Source organism: Actinomycetospora atypica, from assembly GCF_042653685.1.
GTDB classification, from domain to species: Bacteria; Actinomycetota; Actinomycetes; order Mycobacteriales; family Pseudonocardiaceae; genus Actinomycetospora; species Actinomycetospora atypica.
The window spans coordinates 35,312-54,429 of the sequence record NZ_JBHSIV010000008.1 but is presented as its reverse complement, the minus strand read 5'-3'; the positions used below and the strand labels follow the sequence as shown (position 1 = coordinate 54,429).

The following is a 19,118-nucleotide window of genomic DNA, read 5'->3' as shown; positions in this document are numbered from 1 at the left end:
CCGTCACCGCGTGAACGGCGTGTACACGAGGGGGCCCTCCTGCGGGGGCACGTACTGGTACTCCAGCGGGGTGACGCGGGGGACGTCGGGCGCGGTGGCCGTGCCGGAGATGGCCGCCTGCAGCCCGACCGTCAGGGCCGCGGCGATGGCCGTGATCCAGGCGGTGGTCTCGACGATCATCCGCTTGTTCGTCTCGTGCTGCGCCTTCCTGCGGGAGCCCGTATCCGCACCCACCGCACCCGACGTCGCCACGCCCCCCAGGATGCCGGATGAAGCGGGCGTGAGATCACCCGCCGTCGACGAGAACCTCGCGCAGGGGGCGCGGGTCCCGGCCGGTCACCCGGGCCACGACGTCGGTGACCCGGTCCTCGGCGCCCGCGGCGATCAACGAGTCGAGGCCGGCCAGCATCTCCGAGAGCGGCCGCGGTAGGCCGGACGCCACGAGGTGCTCGACGAAGGCCTCCCCCGGCACCGACCGGTGGGTCACCGGATGCCCGACGACCTCCGCCGCCACCGCACACGCCTCGGTGTAGCCGAGCGCCTCGGGCCCGGTGATCACCAGCTCTCCCGGGGCCTTCCCGACGAGGGCCGCCGCGGCCACGGCGGCGATGTCACCGGCGTCGACGAAGGGGACCCGGCCCTCCCCCGTCGCCGTGACCACCTGTCCCGCCCGGACCCCCGCGGCCACCGGGTGGTCCCCGACGAAGATCTGGGCGAACCAGCTCGGACGCAGCACCGTCCACTCGGGCGCCTCCCGGACCAGGGTCGCGAGCCCGCCGAACCCCCACGACGAGGGCTCCACGAGCGACGAGGACAGCAGCACCACCCGACGCAGCCCGCGGTCGAGCGCGCGGGTGAGCACCGGCTCCACCGCGGTCAGCGGGTCGGGCTCCTCCATCGGCGCGACGAGGTAGAGCGCCTCGGCACCGTCGAGGACGGCGTCGTGCGTCGGGTCGGTCCAGTCGAAGCGGGCGGCCCCGGAGCGCGAGGCCCGGCGGACGTCGATCCCCTCGGCCTCGAGCAGCGCCGCGACCCGGCGGCCGGTGGTCCCGGTCGCGCCCGTCACCACGGTCACCATGCCTTGCCGTCCCGACCGGTCGCGGGGAGGGCCGCGGGGTTCCAGTAGTCGCGGTAGGACGTGATGCCGTCCGGGCCCACCGTGATCACCGCGATGTAGCGCATCTCGTAGGGCTCCCCGGTCGGCACCACGTCGCCGGCCACGGCGAACTCGGCCACCACGGTGCCGGGGTCGTCCGTCCCGTGCAGCCGCCGGTCGACGACCCGCCGGGGCGCCAGCACCGTGTTGTAGCCCGCCACGTACTCGGCCACCGCGTCCCGCCCCTCGAGGTGGGTGGGCGCCCCCGTGGGCGCGAACGGGAAGTCCATCGTCCCGTCCGGTGCCCACTCCGCGGCGAACCCCGCCATGTCGTGGTCGAGCAGCCGCTCCAGCAGCCGGTCGATCGTCCTGCGCGTCCCCTCGTCCATCGAACGTCTCCTCCACGTCGATACGGTCCCGTCCCGACGAACGCTACACGACGTCGGGACCGACCCGTCCCGACGCTAAGGTGGGCCCATGACACGGGAACCCGCCGGCGCGGCCGTCCTGCGACCGGACCTCACCGACGCGGTGTTGGACGCCGTCCTGCAGGAGTTCGCCGAGGTCGGCTACGGGCGCCTGTCGATGCAGCGGGTGGCGACGCGGGCCGGGGTCGGCAAGAGCGCGCTGTACCGGCGCTGGCCCGGCAAGGAGGAGATGGTGGCCGACGCGATGGCGCGTCTCGGCGTGCCCGAGGACCCGCCGCCCGACACCGGCTCGCTGCGCGGCGACCTGCGCGCGCTCGGGGAGGACATGCGGGCCTGGCTGACGACGCCGGCCGTCCGCCCCGTCACCTCCGACCTGCTCGCGGAGCTGGCTCGCAGCCCCGGGCTCGCGGAGGTGTTCCGATCGGCCCTCGCCGGACCGCGGCGCCGTCGGGCCCGGGCGGTGCTGGACGCCGCCGTGCGCCGCGGCGAGGTCCCCGACGACGAGATCCTGCTCGACCTCGTCGTCGACGTGCTGGGCAGCGCGCCCTACTGGCGGATGACGGTCCTCGGCGAGGAGGTCGACGACGGCTACCTCGACCGGCTCGCCGGCCTCCTCGCCCAGGGGCTCGCGGTCTAGCCCAGCAGGGTGGCGTCGGCCGGCGAGAGCCGGTCGGTGATCGTGTTCTTCTGGTGCCAGTAGGGGTAGAGCAGCGGCGTCGCCGAGACCTCGTCGAGGCGGCGCATCTCGTCGTCGGTGAGCGCGAGGTCGGCGGCGGCGAGGTTGTCGGCCAGCTGCTCCTCGGTGCGGGCCCCGACCACGAGCGAGGTCACCCCGGGCTTGTGCAGCAGCCAGGCGTTCGCCACCTGGGCGACCGACACGCCGTGGGCCTCCCCGACCTCGGCGGCGACCTCGACGATGTCGTAGAGGCGCTCCTGGTCGTGCACCGGCGGCTCGGACCACTCGCCGAGGTGGCGCGAGGTCTCCGGGGAGTCCTGGCCGCGGCGGAACTTGCCCGAGAGCAGGCCGCCGGCGATCGGGCTCCAGACGAGGATGCCGAGCCCCTGGTCGATCGAGACCGGGACCAGCTCGTTCTCGGCCTCGCGCGCCTGCAGCGTGTAGTGGATCTGCTGGGACACGAAGCGCTGGTACTCGTCGCGCTCGGAGACCCCCAGCGCCTTCATGATGTGCCAGGCGGAGTAGTTCGAGCAGCCGATGTAGCGGATCTTGCCCTTGCTGACGAGCGTGTCGAGGGCCTCGAGGGTCTCCTCCAGCGGCGTCTGACCGTCCCAGCCGTGCATCTGGTAGAGGTCGATGTGCTGCACGTCGAGGCGCCGCAGGCTGTCCTCGACGCTGCGCACGATGCGCTGGCGGGAGGCGCCGCCGTCGTTGGGCCCGTCGCCCATCGGGAACCGCATCTTCGTCGCCAGCAGGACGTCGTCGCGGTGGTTCTTGGTGGCCTGCCCGACGATCTCCTCCGACTGCCCCGCCGAGTACATGTCGGCGGTGTCGACGAGGTTGACCCCGTGGTCGACGCACATGTCGATCTGGCGGGTGGCGCCCTCGACGTCGGTGGTGCCGAGCTGGGAGAACATGCCCCGACCACCGAAGGTCATGGTGCCCATGGTCATCGTCGAGACCTTCAGTCCCGACCGTCCGAGTTGCCTGTACTCCATGACGGCCGGATGCCCGCCCGGGGAGACCCCCGAACGGGCATCCGGGCCCGGTCACCGCCGGGTCAGGTCCGGCCGGACCGCCAGCAGCAGGCCGAGCACCCCGTAGCCGAGGACGAAGTGGGCGCCGGCCACGAGCTCGCCGACCGTCTGGCTCAGCAGCGCCATCGACCCCATCGCGACGAACACCCACGTCTCGGCGACCACCGGCCACGCCCGCAGCGCCCCGCGCCAGCGCCCGGCCACCGCGACCTTCACGCCGATGACCGCCATGCCGAGCATCGACAGCGGCCAGAACGGGTCGAGGACGGTCGCGACGGTGCCCCACTCCCCGCCCGCCGCGGGCAGCGTGAAGGCGGACTGGACGGTGGCGATCCCGAGGACGACCGCCTCGACGACGAGCATCGTGCGGGCGAGCCGCGTGGTCCCGGTGGCCCCCGTCCGCCACATCGCGGCCAGCAGGCAGAACACCCCGAGCTGGAAGACCAGCCCGGTCGCGTCGATCACGAAGCCGCCGGCCAGACCGACCGCCCGGGCCATGAAGGCGATCCCGTAGATGACCGCGCCGACGGCGAGCCCGACGCCGAGCAGCCGCAGCGGGCGCGACGAGGCCGTCGGTGGCGGGGCCACCGGGTGCGGGGCGACGTCGGTGCGGGCCGGGGGCGCGGTGTGGCGGGTGACGGTGTGGTGGGTGACGGCGGGGCGGGACGAGATGCTCATGGCGGGCTCCTGGGGGAATCGGGCTGCGGTGTCGGTCACGGCGAGAAGCCTGCGGCCGATCCGTCCCGGCGCGGCAGGGCCGACGATCCCGAGTCCGGTCCCGACGATGTCCCGGGTCGACGGGACATCGCCGGGGACATCCGGCCCTCGCCCCCTGGCCGTCTGACCTGCGACGATCGCGGGGTGACGGACGTGGCGACGGCGCGGGTGGCGGACGTCGCGCCCCACCGCGCCGCCCCGTCCCGCGTCCTCCTCCCCGCCCTGGTCGCGGGGATCGCGGTCGTGGTGTTCGCCGGCGTCGTCGTGCTCGAGGTCCTCGCGCGCGACCTGCGGTCCCCGGCGGACGCCGGGCTCGACGACGCCTGGCTGAGCGGCCTCGTCGGGCTCGCCCTGACGATCTCCGGCGCGGCGGTGCTGCGCGTCCGCCCCCGCCACCCGGTGGCCTGGGTGCTCGTCGTGGCCGGACTCGGGTGGAGCCTCACCGCGCTCGCCGTGCCGTGGACCCTGCTCGCCATCGACGCCGGGTCGCTGACGAGCGCCGGGATCGCCTACCGGATCCTCGCCCGGTACGGCGCCTTCCTGCTGCTGGGGCTCCCCCTCGTCCTCCTGCTCTACCCCGACGGCCACCTCCCCCGGCCCCGTGGCTGGCGGGTCGCTGCGCTGGTGAGCCTGGCCAGCACCGCGGTGCTCCCGGTGACCCTGCTGGTCGTCCCGTCGGCGGAGATCTACGCGCGCGGCGGACCCCCGGTCGACCCGGTGCTCCTGGCGCTGCCCCTCGACCCGATGACGTTCGCGATGCCGTACTGGCCGCAGGTGCTCGCCGTCGGGTCGGCGCTCCTGCCGGTCAGCATCGTCGTGCCGTTCGCGGTGGTCGTCGGGCGCTACCGGCGCGCCGCGGCCGTCCCCGACGGCCCGAAGTCGGACGGTGCGGACGTGCGGCGGCTGCGGATGCGGTGGCTGTTGTGGGTGGGGCTCGTCGACCTCCTGGCCACCGGCTCGGCCCTGGCCCTGCCGGAGCCGGTGCGCAGCTGGGTGTTCTACGGGGCGATCTGCCTGACGGGCGCCGTCGTGGCGCTGGCCCTCGCCCGGGACCGCCTCGACGCCGTCGACCGGCTGCTGCCCGCGACCGTGCTCACCGGGCTGCTCGCCGTCGGGGTGGTGGCCGTCGACCTCGTCGTGCTCCTGGTGGCGGGCGCGGTCCTCGGCGACCGGGACTCGGCACTTCTCGCGGTCGCGGTCGTCGCGGTGGCCTACACCCCGCTGCGGACGCGGCTGTGGACCCTGTCGCGGCGCCTCGTCCGCGGGACGCGCGACGATCCCGAGGGGACCGTCGCGACGCTGGCGGGGCGGTTGGAGTCGGCGGCGGCCCCCGACGCCCAGCTCGCCGCGCTGGCCCGCACCGTGAGCGAGGCCTTCCGGCTGCCGGGCGTGCGGGTCGAGGTCGACCGGGCCGACGGGGCCCGCGCGACGGTGGAGCACGGCCGGCCGGGCACCGGCGTCGTCGAACTGCCCCTGCGCTACCGCGACGAGGCCATCGGGCGGGTCGCCCTGCCCGCGCGGGCGTTCGGGGCGCTCTCGGCCCGTGACCAGCAACTGCTCGCCGACCTGTTGCGCCAGGCCGCGGCGGCGGCGCGGGCGGGCGCGCTCGGGGCGTCGCTGCAGCGGGCACGGGAACAGATCGTCACCGCCCGGGAGGAGGAGCGCCGGCGGCTGCGCCGGGACCTGCACGACTCCGTGGGCCCGGCGCTCGGGGCGGTCACGCTGCGGATCGAGACCGCCCGCGAGCTCGCGCCGCTCGACCCGGCCGCGGCGGACGGGATGCTCCGGGCCGCCACCGACGACGTGACGGCGCTGCTCGGCGACGTCCGCCGGCTCGTGCACGACCTGCGCCCGCCCGCCCTCGACGAGCTGGGCCTGCTCGGCGCCCTGCGCGCCCGCGCCCGGGGGCTCTCCGGCGACGGGTTGGAGATCACCGTGCGCGGCGACGACCCCGGGGCGCTGGGCGCCGCGGTGGAGGTGGCGGCGTTCCACATCGTGTCCGAGGCCCTCACCAACGTCGTCCGCCACGCCGGCGCGACGACGGCCGACGTGCTCGTCGAACGGGAGCCGGGCACGCTCGTCGTGACGGTCACCGACGACGGCCGCGGCATCGACCCGACGCGGGCGGCCGGGGTGGGGAGCCGGTCGCTGCGGGAGCGCTCGGCCGAGCTCGGGGGCTCGACGACCGTGTCCTGCCCGGCGGGCGGGGGCACCGTGGTGCGGGCCGAGCTGCCGTGCGAGGAGGAGGGGCGATGACGAGGGTGCTGCTCGCCGACGACCACCCGGTCTACCTGGAGGGGCTGGCCGCGCTGCTGACGGCGACGGGCCCGGCCACCGGGATCGAGGTGGTGGGGACCGCCGCCGACGGGGAGCAGGCCGTGGCCCGCGCGGCCGAGCTGGCGCCGGACGTCGTCGTGATGGACGTCCGGATGCCGGTCCTCGACGGGATCGCGGCCACGCGGCAGGTCCTCGAGGGCGCGCCGGGCACCGGGGTGGTGGTGCTGACGATGAGCGAGGAGGACGAGACCGTCTTCGCGGCGATGCGCGCCGGGGCCCGCGGCTACCTGCTCAAGGGCGCGACCCGCCCGGAGATCACGAACGCGATCGCCACCGTGGCCGCGGGCGGCGCGGTGTTCGGGCCCGCCATCGCCCGGCGGGTGGCGGAGTTCCTCACGCCGCGGCCCGCGGCGGGCGGCCCCGCGTTCCCGGAGCTGACCGCCCGCGAGCGGGAGGTGCTCGACCTCGTCGCGGCGGGGCGCGCGAACCCCCAGATCGCGGCCGCGCTGTACCTGTCGCCGAAGACGGTCCGCAACGTCGTCTCGGCGATCTTCGCGAAGCTGCACGTGGCCGACCGCGCCGAGGCGATCGTGCGGGCCCGGGAGGCCGGGCTCGGGCGGGTCAGCCCGGGGAGCCCTCCGGGGCCACCCCGCTGAGGCGCAGCACCCGCGCGGCCGGGCCCGAGTCGGGCAGCCGGAGCACGGCTCCCCGGTCGACCGAGTCGAGCAGCAGGCCGACGCCGGCGCTCGCGAGGTGCCCGACCCCGGTGACGTCGAGGGTCCACCGCGGGGCCCGCACGCCCACGAGCCGCCGGCCCGCCTCGGTGGCGCCCGCGAGGTCGAGGTCGCCGCGCACCGTGACGGCGGGGCCGTCGGCCGTCTCGGCGATGTCCACGGTCACCTCGCTGCCCTCGGGGCCCGCGTCGCGCTCGGCCTCGTGGACCCGGACCGAACCGCGCCGCGCCGGGGGCACCGTGAACGACACCGAGGTGCCCGCCGCGGCGCGGTCGACGACCACGTCGGAGGCGAGCGCCCGAATCATCGTGAGCCCGCGGCCGCGGTGGCCCGGGTCGGCCGGGACCGTCCGCCACGTGCCCCGGTCGCCGACCTCCACCGAGACGCCGCCGTCGGCGCGGGCGGCGAGCGCCGTCGTGACCTCGGAGCCCTCGTCGGGGACGGGCCCGTAGGCGTGCTCGACCGCGTTGGTGGCGGCCTCGCCGAGGGCGAGCTGCAGGTCCTCGAGGACGTCCTCGTCGACGCCGGCCGCGCCGGCCCAGGTGCGCACGGCGCGGCGCAGGACGCCGAGCTGCACCGGGTCGGCCGGGAAGCGCTGGCGCAGCGGCGCGGGGACGAGGCGCACCACCACCACGGCGACGTCGTCGATCGCCTCGGCGGGGGCGAGCTCCGCGAGCAGGGTGGACGCCATCGGCTCGGGGGCGGCGCCGTCGCAGGCCGCGGCCACCTCCACCAGCCGGTCGAGGCCCTCGTCGAGCGACTCGCCGCGGCGCTCCACCAGGCCGTCGGTGTAGAGGACGAGGTTGCTGCCCGGGTCGATCGTGATGGTCGACTCGGTCCGGGGGCGCCGGCTGGCCGCGGCGAGCCCGAGCAGCGGGCCGTGGCCCGCCGGGTCGGTGAGCAGCACGGGGCGCCCGGGGTCCTTCGCGTCGACGAACAGCGCGGGGAGGTGGCCGGCGCGGGCCCAGCGCACCTCGCCGCCGACGGTGTCGACGAGCAGGCAGATCGCGGTGGAGGCCCGCGCGCCCGGGACGCGGGACACGAGCCCGTCGAGCAGGTCGAGCGCCGGCCCGGGGCCGTGCCCGGCGAGCAGGTAGCCCGACAGGGCGGTACGGAGCTGGCCCATGACGGCCGCCGCGGCGGTGCCCTGCCCGACGACGTCCCCGACGACGACCGCGATGTGGGTCTCGTCGACCTCCACGACGTCGTACCAGTCGCCGCCGGCCGAGGTGCCGACCGCACCGGGCAGGTAGCGCACCGCGACCGGGAGCCGTTCGATCTCGGGCAGCGCCTGCGGGAGCAGCGAGCGCTGCAGGGTCTGGGCGATCTCGTGCTCGGCCCGGTAGAGCCGCGCCCGGTCGAGGGCCACGGCGCACGGCTCGACCATCGCCTGCAGGGTGGTGCGCTCGCCCTCGTCGAGCCGCCCGCGGCTGGAGAAGCCCACGCCGAGGGCGCCGACGACCCGGCCGGCCACGAGCAGCGGGAGGGCCACGGCCTTGGTGAGCCCGCGCTCGCGCAGCAGCGCGACGAGGTCGGCGGGCTGGGCGTCGGGGGCCTCCCCCGGCTCGGGCTCGTGGACCCAGATGGAGCGCTCGTCGCGGACCGCGCGGGTGACGATCGAGTCGGTCCGGACCTCCAGGAGGTCGCCGGACGACCGCGGGCTCAGCCCGATGGTGCCGCGCCCGAGGACCGACAGGGACCGGGAGGCGTCGTCGTACTCGTAGACCGCGATCTCGGCGTCGTCGCCGAGGAGCTGCTCGATGTTGGCGGCCGCGACCCGAGCGACCTCGAAGGGCGTCGCCGCCGCGGAGAACGCCGCCGTCGCCCGGTGCACGAGGCCGAGGCGCTGCGCGGCGGTCCGCTCCTCGGCGTAGAGCAGGGCGTTGTCCAGGGCGGGCACCGTGCGGGCCACGACCTCGTCGACGAGCGCCCGGTCGTCGTCGGACCAGGGCGCGGAGGCGGGGTCGCGCTCGAGGACCAGCACCGCGAGCGTCCGGTCGCGGACCGTCAGCGGGCGTCGCAGGCGGTGCGGGCCCTCCGTCGCCGCGCCCGCCGCCCGGGCGTCCTGCACGGTGACCTGGTCGGCGAGGCGCGCATCGCGCATCACCCGCACGAGCTCGCGCAGCCGCCCCTGCACCGTGGTCGAGGCGTCCATCGCCGCGCCCACCTCGGCGAACAGGCGGGCCCGGTCGGCGTCGCGGAGCCGCACGTGGACGTCCACGGCGCTGCCGACCCAGCCCGACGGGTGCCCGTCGGCCGACGGGACCGGCACGCACTGCTCGACGCACCGGTGGTAGGTGCCGTCGACGTGGCGGAGCCGGAACTCCGCCTCCCAGCCGCGGCCGAGCCGGTGCCCGCGTTCGCGGAGCACCTCGTAGGCCCGGCGGTCGTCGGGATGCAGGCCCTCGGTCCAGCCGTTGCCGAGCTCGGAGGCCGGGTCGCGGCCGGTGAAGCGGCTCCACCCGGCGTTGAGGAACACCCGGCGGCCCTCCTCGTCGGCCACCCAGATCATCGCGGGCGCGAGGTCGGCCACCGCGGTGAACCGGGCCTCGGCCTCCCGGCGGGCGCGGCCGAGCTGCAGGTGGGCCTGCACCCGGGCCTGGAGCTCGCCGGGCGCGAACGGCTTGACCAGGTAGTCGTCGGCCTGGGCGGCGAGGCCCTCGACCGCGGCCTCCTCGCCCGCGCGCGCCGAGAGCAGCAGGACCGGCACCCGCGCGGTCCGCGGGTCGGCCCGCAGCGCGGCCAGCAGCTCCAGGCCGCTGCGCCCGGGCATCATGACGTCGGAGACGACCATGTCGGGCGGGTCGTTCGTCGCCGACTCCAGCGCGGCGTCGCCGTCGGCGGCCGTGGTGACCACGCAGCGCGGGGCGAGCAGCCGCGTGATGTAGGCCCGCATGTCGGCGTTGTCGTCGACGACGAGCACGCGCCCGGCGGGGTCCTCGGGCACGGGGACCGCCGCGGGCGTCGGGGCGGCCGGCACCCAGCGCGACGCCTCCTCGGCGATCCCGTGGATGTCGTGCGCGGGACCGACGGGCGGCAGCTCGGGCAGGTCGAGGTCGGGGGCCAGCGGCATCGACACCGTGAAGGTGGTGCCCACGCCGGGCTCGCTCTCGACGCCCACCTGCCCGTCGTGCCGGACGACCAGCTCGTGGACCAGGGCGAGCCCGATCCCGCTGCCCTCGGCCGACCGCGCCCAGCCGCCCTCGACGCGGTGGAAGCGGTCGAAGAGCCGCGGCAGCTCGCCGGCGGCGATGCCGACGCCGGTGTCGGAGACCGTGAGCACCGCGCGCCGGCCCTCGCGGCGCAGGCGGACCTCGACCCGGCCCGCGCGGGTGTACTTCAGGGCGTTCGCGACGAGGTTGAGCAGCACCCGCTCCCAGGCGTCGCGCGCGATCGCGACCGGCACGGCCTCGTCGGGCCCCTCGACCACGTACTCGAGCCCGCCGCGCTGCATGGCCGAGGCCACCATCGCCGCCACCTCGACGGTCAGCTCGCCGAGGTCGACCGCCACCCGCCGCGGCTCCGCCCCGCCCGCCTGCAGCCGGGACACCTCGAGGAGGTCCCCGACGAGCCGGGTCAGGCGCTGGGTGTTCCGGGCGACGACCTCGAGCTCACGGCGCCACCGGGCCACGTCGTCACCCGCGTCGGTCGACATCTCCGACAGGAGGCCGTCGACCGGCCCGGCGATCAGGGTCAGCGGGGTGCGCAGCTCGTGGCTCGCGTCGGCGAAGAACCGCACCCGGGCCGCGTCGAGCTCGGCGAGGGCCTCCGCCCGCCGCCGCTCGGACTCCGCGGCCCGCGCGTCGAGCAGCCCGGCCCCCACCTGGCCGCCGAGCAGGTCGACGAAGTCGCGGTAGTGCTCGTCGAAGGCGAGGTAGCGCGACAGGCCCACCACGAGCACGCCGAGCAGGCCGCCGCCCGAGCCGGCGGGCGGCAGCAGGGGGACGAGCGCGACACGGTCGCAGTCGGGCGGGACGGCGTCCTCGCCGGGACCGGCGACCGGCACGTCGACCACCGTGACGCCGCGCGCCGCCGCGTCGAGCGACCACACCCCGGTGCCGTCGAGGGGGACGACGGCCGGTGCGGCCGCCCCGCCGGGCCGGGTGCCCACGGCCGCCGCGAGGTGGGCGCGGTCGCCCGTGTCCTCGTCGGTGAGGTAGAGCAGGCCGAACGGCACGTCCCGGCCGTCGCGGTCGAGCACCGCGCGCAGGGAGGTCGCGACGTCGGGGACCGAGCGCGCCGAGCTGACGGCCGCGGCGAGGTCGCGCAGGAAGGACATGCGGCGCTGCGCGAGCACCTGTCCGGTGGTCTCGGTGACGACGCACAGCAGCCCGCGGACCTGCGCGTCGGCGTCGGCCAGGGGGCTGTAGGAGAAGGTGTGGAAGCTCTCCTCGGGCCAGCCGTTGCGCACGACGAAGAGCTGCAGGTCCTCGTCCCAGGTCGACTCGCCGCGGTCGAGCACCGCGCGGACCTGCGGGGTCACCTGCTCCCAGACCTCGGCCCACACCTCGCTCGCGGGCCGGCCGAGTGCCCAGGGGTGCTTGCCGCGCAGCGTGTCGCGCCGGTACGCGTCGTTGTAGAACATCGTCTGCTCGGGGCCCCACGACATCCACATCGAGAACCGCGACGTGAGCAGCATGCGGACGTAGTCGCGGAGGGCCTGGGGCCACTCCGCGGGCGCGCCGAGCGGGGTCGAGGCCCAGTCGACGTCGCGCATGTCGCGAGCGACGTCACTGTCCGCGACGAGGGGTCCGGCGAACGGGGTGTCCGCTCCCGCCCCGGCGGTCCCTGTCATCCGTGTCGAGCCTCCGTGGGTGTCGCGGGAACGGTACCCGTCCCCATCCTGATCGGCGCCCTCGCGGCGGAGTGAGGGATCATCTCGTGCCATGCAGGGTGTGGGTGTGGACGGGTCCTTCTCGGTGTGGGCCCCGGAGGCGGGCTCGGTCGACGTGGTCGTCGGCGGGACCGCCCGGGCGATGGCGCGCGACGAGGGGGGCTGGTGGTCGGCGCACGTCGACGGGGCCGGGCACGGCACCGACTACGCGTACGCCCTCGACGGCGCCGACCCGTTGCCCGACCCGCGGTCGCGGTGGCAGCCCCAGGGGGTGCACGCGGCGTCGCGGGTGTGGGACCCGTCGGTGTCCGGGGACCTCCTCGACGACCGCTGGACCGGCCGGGCGCTGCCCGGGGCCGTCATCTACGAGCTGCACGTCGGCACCTTCACCCCCGGCGGCACCTTCGACGCCGCGGTCGACCGCCTCGACCACCTGGTCGACCTCGGCGTCACCCTGGTCGAGGTCCTGCCGGTCAACGCCTTCGACGGCACCCGCGGCTGGGGCTACGACGGCGTGCTCTGGGGCGCGGTCACCGAGAACTACGGCGGCCCCGACGCCTTCCGCCGCTTCGTCGCCGCCTGCCACGAGCGCGGGCTGGGCGTGGTCCTCGACGTCGTCTACAACCACCTCGGCCCGTCGGGGGCCTATCTCGACCGGTTCGGGCCCTACTTCTCCGGCGCCAACGACTGGGGGTCGGCGCTCAACCTCGACGGACCCGGCTCGGACACCGTGCGCGGCTACATCCTCGACAACGTCGCGCAGTGGTTCACGCTCTTCGGCGTCGACGCCCTGCGCCTCGACGCCGTGCACGCCCTGCACGACGAGCGGGCCACGCACCTGCTCGAGGAGATGGCGGTCCTCGCCGACCGGCTCGCCGCCGCGCTCGGGCGCCCCTGCACGCTGATCGCCGAGTCCGACCTCAACGACCCGCGCCTGGTCACCCCCCGCGAGGCCGGCGGCTACGGGCTCGACGCGCAGTGGTGCGACGACATCCACCACGCGCTGCACTCGACGCTGACCGGCGAGACCCAGGGCTACTACGTCGACTTCGGCGAGCTCGAGACCCTCGGGGCGGTCCTGCGCGAGGCCTACGTGCACGCCGGCACGTGGTCGACGTTCCGCGGCCGGACCCACGGGCGCCCCGTCGACCTGGCGCGTACCCCCGGGTACCGCTTCCTGGCCTACCTGCAGGACCACGACCAGGTCGGCAACCGCGCCGGCGGCGACCGCCTGTCGGCCTCCCTCTCCCCCGGCCTGCTCGCCTGCGGGGCGGCCCTCGTCTTCTGCTCCCCCTTCACCCCGATGATCTTCATGGGCGAGGAGTGGGGCGCGTCGACGCCCTGGGCGTTCTTCGTCGGGTTCGACGACCCGGGGCTGCAGGACGCGGTCCGCGACGGCCGTCGCCGGGAGTTCGCGGAGCACGGCTGGGGCTCCGACGACGTCCCCGACCCCACCGACATCGCCACCTTCGAGCGCTCACGCCTGAACTGGGGCGAGGTCGAGGAGGGGCAGCACGCCTGGCTGCTCGAGGTCTACCGCTCGCTCGCCGCCCTGCGCCGCGCCGAGCCCGAGCTCGCCGACCCCCGCCTCGACCGGGTGCACTGCGACGTCGACGCCGGGGCGCGCACGCTCGTGCTGACCCGCGGCACGCTGCGCCTGGTGGTCAACCTGTCGGCCGTCGAGGTGACCGTCCCGCTCGACGGGGCCTCGGAGGTCGTCTGGACCCCCGGCGAGGTGGGGCTCTCCGAGGCCGCCGTGGTGTTGGGCCCGGAGTCGTGCGCGATCGTGAGGTGACTCCGTCCTGTGAGCACTAATCCGTGTCCACGGACGGATCAGTGCTCACGAGCGCGTCGCGCACCCCGTCCAGCGCTGCCGGGTCGACGATGCTCGTGGTGTCGCCGGGCTCGCGGCCGCTGGCGAGGTCGAGCAGCAGCCGGCGCATGATCTTGCCCGAGCGGGTCTTCGGCAGCACCGGGACGACGTGGACCTGCTTCGGGCGGGCGACCGGCCCGAGCTCGCGGGTGACGTGGGCGCGCAGGTCGGCGCTCAGGTCCTCGTCGCCGGTCGCCTCGCCCCGGAGCACGACGAACGCGACGATGGCCTGGCCGGTCGTGGCGTCGGGGGCGCCGATCACCCCGGCCTCCCCCACCCGCGGGTGGCTGACCAGCGCCGACTCGAGCTCGATCGAGCTCAGCCGGTGGCCGGAGACGTTCATGACGTCGTCGACCCGGCCCTGGAGCCAGACGAAACCGTCGGCGTCGATGCGGGCGCCGTCGCCGGCGGTGTACCAGCCCTGCTCGCGGAACGTCGCGAAGTAGGAGTCGACGTAGCGGTCGGGGTCGCCCCACACCGTCCGGGCCTGCGCGGGCCACGGCCGGTCGACGACGAGCAGGCCGCCCTCGTCGGGATCGGCCTCCGTGCCGTCCTCGCGCACGACGGTCACGCTGATCCCCGGCAGGGCCCTCGTGGCCGAGCCGGGCTTGAGCGGCTGGGCGCCCGGCAGCGGCGCGACCATCGCCGCCCCGGTCTCGGACTGCCACCACGTGTCGACGATCGGGCACCGGCCGCCGCCCACGTGCTCGTGCAGCCAGCGCCACGCCTCCGGGTTGATCGCCTCGCCGACGCTGCCGAGCAGCCGCAGCCGGGAGAGGTCGTGCCCCTCGAGGATCCCCGTCCCCCAGGTCATGAACGTCCGGACGAGCGTCGGCGCCGTGTAGTAGACGGTGACCCCGTACTTCGCGAGGATCTCGAAGTGCCGGCCGCGGTGCGGGGTGTCCGGGGTCCCCTCGTAGAGGACCTGGGTCACGCCGTTGGCGAGCGGGCCGTAGACCTCGTAGGTGTGCGCGGTGACCCACGCGAGGTCGGCCTGGCACCAGTAGACGTCGTCGTCGCGGTGGTCGAAGCACGCCCACGCGGTCCACGCGGTCTGGGTGAGGTAGCCGCCCATGGTGTGCACGAGCCCCTTGGGCCTCCCGGTGGTCCCCGAGGTGTAGATCAGGAAGAGCGGGGTCTCGGCGTCGAAGGCCTCGGCGTCGTGCTCGCCCGGCTGCTCCGCGGTGATCTCGTGCCACCAGACGTCGCGGCCCGCGGTCCACGGCACGTCCTGCCCGGTCCGCCGCACGACGAGCACGTGCTCGACGTCGCTGCCCTCGACCGCCAGGTCGGCGTTCTCCTTGACCGGCACGGCCTTCCCGCGCCGGTACTGCCCGTCGGTGGTGACGACGACCTTCGCGCGCCCGTCGGCCACGCGGAAGCGCAGCGCCTCGGCCGAGAACCCGCCGAAGACCATCGAGTGCACGGCGCCGATCCGGGCGCAGGCGAGCATGACGACGACGGTCTCCACCAGCACCGGCAGGTACACCACGACGACGTCGCCGCGGCCCACCCCCAGCGCGGTCAGCGCGTGGGCGGCCTGCGCGACGCGGACCTGCAGGTCGGCGTAGGTGACCGCGACCTCGTCGCCGGGCTCGCCCTCCCAGTAGAGCGCGACCTTCTCCCCGCGCCCGGCGTCGACGTGCCGGTCGACGCAGTTCACGGTGACGTTGAGCCGGCCGTCGGCGAACCATGTGACGAACGGGTGCTCGCCGCCGTCGTAGCCCACCGTCGGCTCCCGCTCCCAGCGCAGGTCGCGCGCCCGGGCCAGCCAGAACGCGTCGAGGTCGGCGTCGGCCTCGGCGCGCAGCCGCTCCGCGTCGGCGGCGGTGACGTTCGCGTCCCGCGCGAGGTCGGCGGGCGGGTGGTACAGCTCGTCGGTCACGGGATCGAGCCTGCCGGGAGTGTCAGCACTGCGGCCATGCTGACGCTCGACGTCACAATCGGGGCAGGTATCCGGCCGGCCGTGATCTAGTCGGTGGGCCCGTCGATCAGCTCGTCGAGGGTGACGAACAGCGGCTCGCCCCGCTCGGCGGCCCGGGCGCTGGCCCGCCGCGCCGCGGCCGCGATCCGGCCCAGCTCGTCGACCGACACCACCCGGGTCTGGACGAGCTCGCCGTCGTCGTCGGTCAGAGTCACCGCCACGAGCCCGGTCCCGGGCTCCTCGGAGAACGACAGCCCCATGTGCCCGACCCTATCCGCCCCCGGAGCACGATGACCCCGTGACGACGACGTGTCCGGGGCGGTCCGACGGCGTCGTCACGCTGCGCCCGCCCGTTCCCGACGATGCCGCGGCGCTGCACGCCGGGGAGGACGACGAGCTCGTCCGGTGGCTCACCGGGGGCCCCGGCTCCCCCGCCCTGGCGCAGCGCTGGGTCGCCGATGCGGCCGCCGACTGGCACGGCGACTGGTACGCCCCGGGCGCGTCGCTCGCGTGGGCGCTGTGCGACGCCGTCACCGGCGAGCTGGCGGGGACCGTCGAGGTCCAGCTGGCCGCGCCCGACCTCGCCCCCGGGCAGGCCAACCTCTCCTACGGGGTGTTCCCCCGCCACCGCGGCCGGGGGTTAGCCGCCCGCGGGGTCGAGCTGGTGCTGCCCTGGCTCGCCGCGAACACCGCCACGACGCTGGCCGTCATCCGCGTCGACCCCGCCAACCTGCCCTCGATGCGGGTCCCCGAGGCCGCCGGGTTCCGCCGGGCCGGACGGTCGCGGCGACCGGGCGGGCCGCGCCTGGCGCGGTTCGTCCGTCCCGTCGACCCCTGGGCGCTCAGGCCCTGAGCGCCGCGCCCAGTCGGTCGAGCGCCTCGGACAGCACGGGCCGCGCCATGGCCAGGTTGAACCGCATCCCGCCGGGCGACCCGCACGCGGCCCCGTCGGTCAGCACCACGCCCGCCTCCCGGGCGAGGTACGCGGCGGGCGGCTCGTCGAGGTCGAGCCCCGTGCCGTCGAGCCACGCCAGGTAGGTGCCCTCGGGGACGGTGACGCCGAGCCCGGGCAGGTCGGCGTCCCGCAGGAGGGCGCGGTTCCCGTCGAGGTAGTCGAGCACCTCGTCGAGCCACTCCCGGCCGTGGGTGTAGGCCGCGGTGGAGGCCAGCACCCCGGGCGTCGCGGTCCCGTGCTCGGGGAGGTAGCCGACCTCCGCCCAGCGCTCGGCGCTCGCCGCGTCGGACAGGACCACCTGCCCGCACTTGAGGCCGGGCAGGTTCCACGCCTTGGACGCCGACGTGGCCGTGACGGTGTGCGCGGCGGCCACCTCCGAGGTCGCCGCGTAGGGCCGGTGCACCCGCCCGTCGAACGTGAGCGGCGCGTGGATCTCGTCGGCGAACACCCGCGCGCCGTGCCGGTCGACCAGGGCGGTGACCGCGGCGAGCTCGGCCTCGGTGAGCACCCGGCCGGTGGGGTTGTGGGGGTTGGTCAGCACCAGCAGCTTCGACCCGGTGGCGGTGAACGCGGCGTCGAGGGCGTCGAGGTCGAGCGCCCACCGGCTCGAGGGTCCGGAGGCGGGGGCCATCGGCACCGGCACGAGCTCGCGGCCGAGCCGCCCCGGCACCGTCAGGAAGGGCATGTAGGCGGGGGTCGGCAGCAGCACCGGGGTGCCGGGCGGGGTGAAGTGCTCGATGGTCGCGACGAAGGCGGTCATCACGTCGGGCACCGGCCGCACGCGCTCCGGGTCGACCGACCAGCCGAAGCGGTCGGACCAGAACGAGGAGAACGCGTCGGCCAGGTCGGCCACCCAGGCGTCGGAGAGGTAGCCGAAGCGGTTCTGCACCACGCTGTCGCGCACGGCGTCGGCCACGGCGTCGGACGGCGGGAAGTCCATCTCGGCGACGAACGCGCCGATCAGGCCCCGCCCGTGGGCGTCGAGGCCCGGCCGCGACCACTTCCACGAGCCGCCGGCCCGCATGGCGTCGGCGGTGAGGGCGTCGAAGCGGTGCTGGTGGGTCTGGGCGGGCACCTAGCGAGTGTCCTCGCCGAGGCGGTGCACGCGCAGCAGGTTGGTCTTGCCGGCCTGCCCGGGCGGGGAGCCGGCGACGATCACGACGAGCTCACCCGGCGCGAACCGGCCGATCTGCAGGATCGAGGCGTCGACGCGGGCGATCATCGCGTCGGTGGTCTCCTCCCATGGCACGAGGAAGGTCTCGATGCCCCAGGAGAGCGAGAGCTGCGAGCGGATCGCGGGCACCGGGGTGAAGGCGAGCACCGGCAGGCGGGTGTGCAGCCGCGCGAGCCGCCGCACCGTGTCGCCGGAGCGGGTGAAGGCGACGAGGGCGCGGGCGTTGAGGCGCTCGCCGATGTCGCGGGCCGCCGTGGTCACGACGCCGCGCTGGGTGCGGGGCACGTGCTGGATCGCCGGCACCGACGCGGGGCCGACCTCGACCGCCTCGACGATCCGGGACATCGTCTGGACCGTCTCGATGGGGTAGTCGCCCACCGAGGTCTCGCCGGAGAGCATCACCGCGTCGGCGCCGTCGAGCACCGCGTTCGCGACGTCCGAGGCCTCCGCCCGGGTGGGCCGGAAGTTGTGGATCATCGACTCGAGCATCTGCGTCGCGACGATCACCGGCTTCGCGTTCTCCCGCGCGATCTGCACCGCGCGCTTCTGCACCAGCGGCACGTCCTCGAGGGCCAGCTCCACGCCGAGGTCGCCGCGGGCGACCATGATCGCGTCGAACGCCAGGACGATGGCCTCGAGCGCGTCGACCGCCTCGGGCTTCTCGATCTTCGCGATCACCGGCAGGCGGCACTCGTACTCGTCCATGATCTTGTGGACGAGCTCGGCGTCGGCCGGCGAGCGGACGAAGGACAGCGCGATCATGTCGACCCGGAGCCCCAGGGCGAACCGCAGGTCGGCCTCGTCCTTCTCGCTCATCGCGGGCACGGACACCGCGGTGCCGGGCAACGAGATGCCCTTGTTGTCCGAGACGCGGCCGCCCTCGACCACGCGGCAGACGACGTCGCGGCCCTCGACCTCGGTGACCTCGAGCGCGACGTTGCCGTCGTCGACGAGCAGCGACTCGCCGGCGCGCACGTCGTCGGCCAGGCCCTGGTACGTGGTGGACACCCGGTCGTGCGTGCCGGCGACGTCCTCGGTGGTGATCCGGACGGTCTCGCCGGTCGCCCACATCTGCGGCCCCTCGGCGAAGCGGCCCAGGCGGATCTTCGGGCCCTGCAGGTCGGCGAGGATGCCGACCGCGCGCCCCTCGGCGTCGGCCGCCGCGCGCACGTGCTCGTAGACCCGCTGGTGCTGGGCGTGCTCCCCGTGCGAGAAGTTGAGGCGCGCGACGTCCATCCCGGCCCGGACGAGGGCCCGGATCCGCTCCGGGGACGACGTCGACGGACCCAGGGTGCAGACGATCTTCGCGCGACGAGTCACGTCGCCCAGCGTACTCCGCTTCTGCACCGATCCAGAAGACAGGGCCGCCCCCGGGACGTCGTGGCAGGTCAAC

15 protein-coding genes are annotated in these 19,118 nt (G+C 75.6%); 5 read left to right on the top strand and 10 right to left on the bottom strand.

The features are described from left to right. Positions 1 to 3: 3 nt before the first annotated feature. The 3 genes from ACFPBZ_RS09725 to ACFPBZ_RS09715 are packed head-to-tail and all read right to left on the bottom strand — an operon-like array spanning position 4 to position 1,485. Positions 4 to 252 carry a hypothetical protein gene (locus tag ACFPBZ_RS09725; protein WP_378035837.1) on the bottom strand — a complete coding sequence of 83 codons (249 nt, stop codon included), beginning with the start codon at positions 250 to 252 and terminating at the stop codon, positions 4 to 6. Between the two features lie 34 nt (positions 253 to 286). After that, a complete protein-coding gene (locus tag ACFPBZ_RS09720; protein WP_378035836.1) occupies positions 287 to 1,078 on the bottom strand; it encodes a Rossmann-fold NAD(P)-binding domain-containing protein in 792 nt (263 codons plus the stop codon). After that, on the bottom strand, positions 1,072 to 1,485 hold the full coding sequence (locus ACFPBZ_RS09715; protein ID WP_378035835.1) for a nuclear transport factor 2 family protein: 414 nt from the start codon (positions 1,483 to 1,485) through the stop codon (positions 1,072 to 1,074). Before ACFPBZ_RS09715 ends, ACFPBZ_RS09720 begins: the two co-directional genes overlap by 7 nt. 88 nt (positions 1,486 to 1,573) lie before the next feature. On the opposite strand from ACFPBZ_RS09715, the gene ACFPBZ_RS09710 reads away from it, so the two are divergent. After that, positions 1,574 to 2,161, top strand: a complete 588-nt coding sequence (locus ACFPBZ_RS09710) for a TetR/AcrR family transcriptional regulator (protein ID WP_378035834.1) — start codon at positions 1,574 to 1,576, stop codon at positions 2,159 to 2,161. Here ACFPBZ_RS09710 and ACFPBZ_RS09705 read toward each other — a convergent pair. Further along, positions 2,158 to 3,153 carry an aldo/keto reductase gene (locus tag ACFPBZ_RS09705; RefSeq protein ID WP_378035833.1) on the bottom strand — a complete coding sequence of 332 codons (996 nt, stop codon included), beginning with the start codon at positions 3,151 to 3,153 and terminating at the stop codon, positions 2,158 to 2,160. The genes ACFPBZ_RS09710 and ACFPBZ_RS09705 overlap by 4 nt on opposite strands. 96 nt (positions 3,154 to 3,249) lie before the next feature. Further along, on the bottom strand, positions 3,250 to 3,915 hold the full coding sequence (locus ACFPBZ_RS09700) for a hypothetical protein (RefSeq protein WP_378035832.1): 666 nt from the start codon (positions 3,913 to 3,915) through the stop codon (positions 3,250 to 3,252). Positions 3,916 to 4,098: 183 nt separating this feature from the next. Here ACFPBZ_RS09700 and ACFPBZ_RS09695 point away from each other — a divergent pair, with 183 nt between their 5' ends. Continuing rightward, entirely contained in the window at positions 4,099 to 6,210 is a 2,112-nt protein-coding gene (locus tag ACFPBZ_RS09695; RefSeq protein ID WP_378035831.1) for a sensor histidine kinase, read from the top strand. Next, positions 6,207 to 6,887: a response regulator transcription factor gene (locus tag ACFPBZ_RS09690; protein WP_378035830.1), complete on the top strand. Its 681-nt coding sequence runs from the start codon at positions 6,207 to 6,209 to the stop codon at positions 6,885 to 6,887. Before ACFPBZ_RS09695 ends, ACFPBZ_RS09690 begins: the two co-directional genes overlap by 4 nt. Here the strand turns inward: ACFPBZ_RS09690 and ACFPBZ_RS09685 are convergent. Further along, positions 6,853 to 11,760, bottom strand: a complete 4,908-nt coding sequence (locus ACFPBZ_RS09685; RefSeq protein WP_378035829.1) for a SpoIIE family protein phosphatase — start codon at positions 11,758 to 11,760, stop codon at positions 6,853 to 6,855. The two genes, ACFPBZ_RS09690 and ACFPBZ_RS09685, sit on opposite strands and share 35 nt — an antisense overlap. A 91-nt stretch (positions 11,761 to 11,851) precedes the next feature. Between ACFPBZ_RS09685 and treZ the strand changes: the two genes are divergently transcribed. Next, positions 11,852 to 13,594 (top strand): malto-oligosyltrehalose trehalohydrolase, encoded by a 1,743-nt coding sequence (treZ, locus tag ACFPBZ_RS09680; RefSeq protein WP_378035828.1) that lies wholly within the window; start codon positions 11,852 to 11,854, stop codon positions 13,592 to 13,594. Between the two features lie 16 nt (positions 13,595 to 13,610). Here the strand turns inward: treZ and acs are convergent, their stop codons facing one another. After that, positions 13,611 to 15,557 carry an acetate--CoA ligase gene (acs, locus tag ACFPBZ_RS09675; RefSeq protein ID WP_378035827.1) on the bottom strand — a complete coding sequence of 649 codons (1,947 nt, stop codon included), beginning with the start codon at positions 15,555 to 15,557 and terminating at the stop codon, positions 13,611 to 13,613. Between the two features lie 86 nt (positions 15,558 to 15,643). Continuing rightward, positions 15,644 to 15,856 carry a hypothetical protein gene (locus ACFPBZ_RS09670; protein WP_378035826.1) on the bottom strand — a complete coding sequence of 71 codons (213 nt, stop codon included), beginning with the start codon at positions 15,854 to 15,856 and terminating at the stop codon, positions 15,644 to 15,646. A 38-nt stretch (positions 15,857 to 15,894) separates the two neighbouring features. Between ACFPBZ_RS09670 and ACFPBZ_RS09665 the strand changes: the two genes are divergently transcribed. Continuing rightward, on the top strand, positions 15,895 to 16,449 hold the full coding sequence (locus tag ACFPBZ_RS09665; protein ID WP_378035825.1) for a GNAT family N-acetyltransferase: 555 nt from the start codon (positions 15,895 to 15,897) through the stop codon (positions 16,447 to 16,449). Here ACFPBZ_RS09665 and ACFPBZ_RS09660 read toward each other — a convergent pair. After that, complete coding sequence (locus ACFPBZ_RS09660) at positions 16,439 to 17,626, bottom strand: MalY/PatB family protein (protein WP_378035824.1); 1,188 nt, start codon at positions 17,624 to 17,626, stop codon at positions 16,439 to 16,441. The two genes, ACFPBZ_RS09665 and ACFPBZ_RS09660, sit on opposite strands and share 11 nt — an antisense overlap. Further along, positions 17,627 to 19,045, bottom strand: a complete 1,419-nt coding sequence (gene pyk / locus ACFPBZ_RS09655; RefSeq protein WP_378035823.1) for a pyruvate kinase — start codon at positions 19,043 to 19,045, stop codon at positions 17,627 to 17,629. It lies immediately after the preceding gene. Between the last annotated feature and the right edge of the window lie 73 nt (positions 19,046 to 19,118).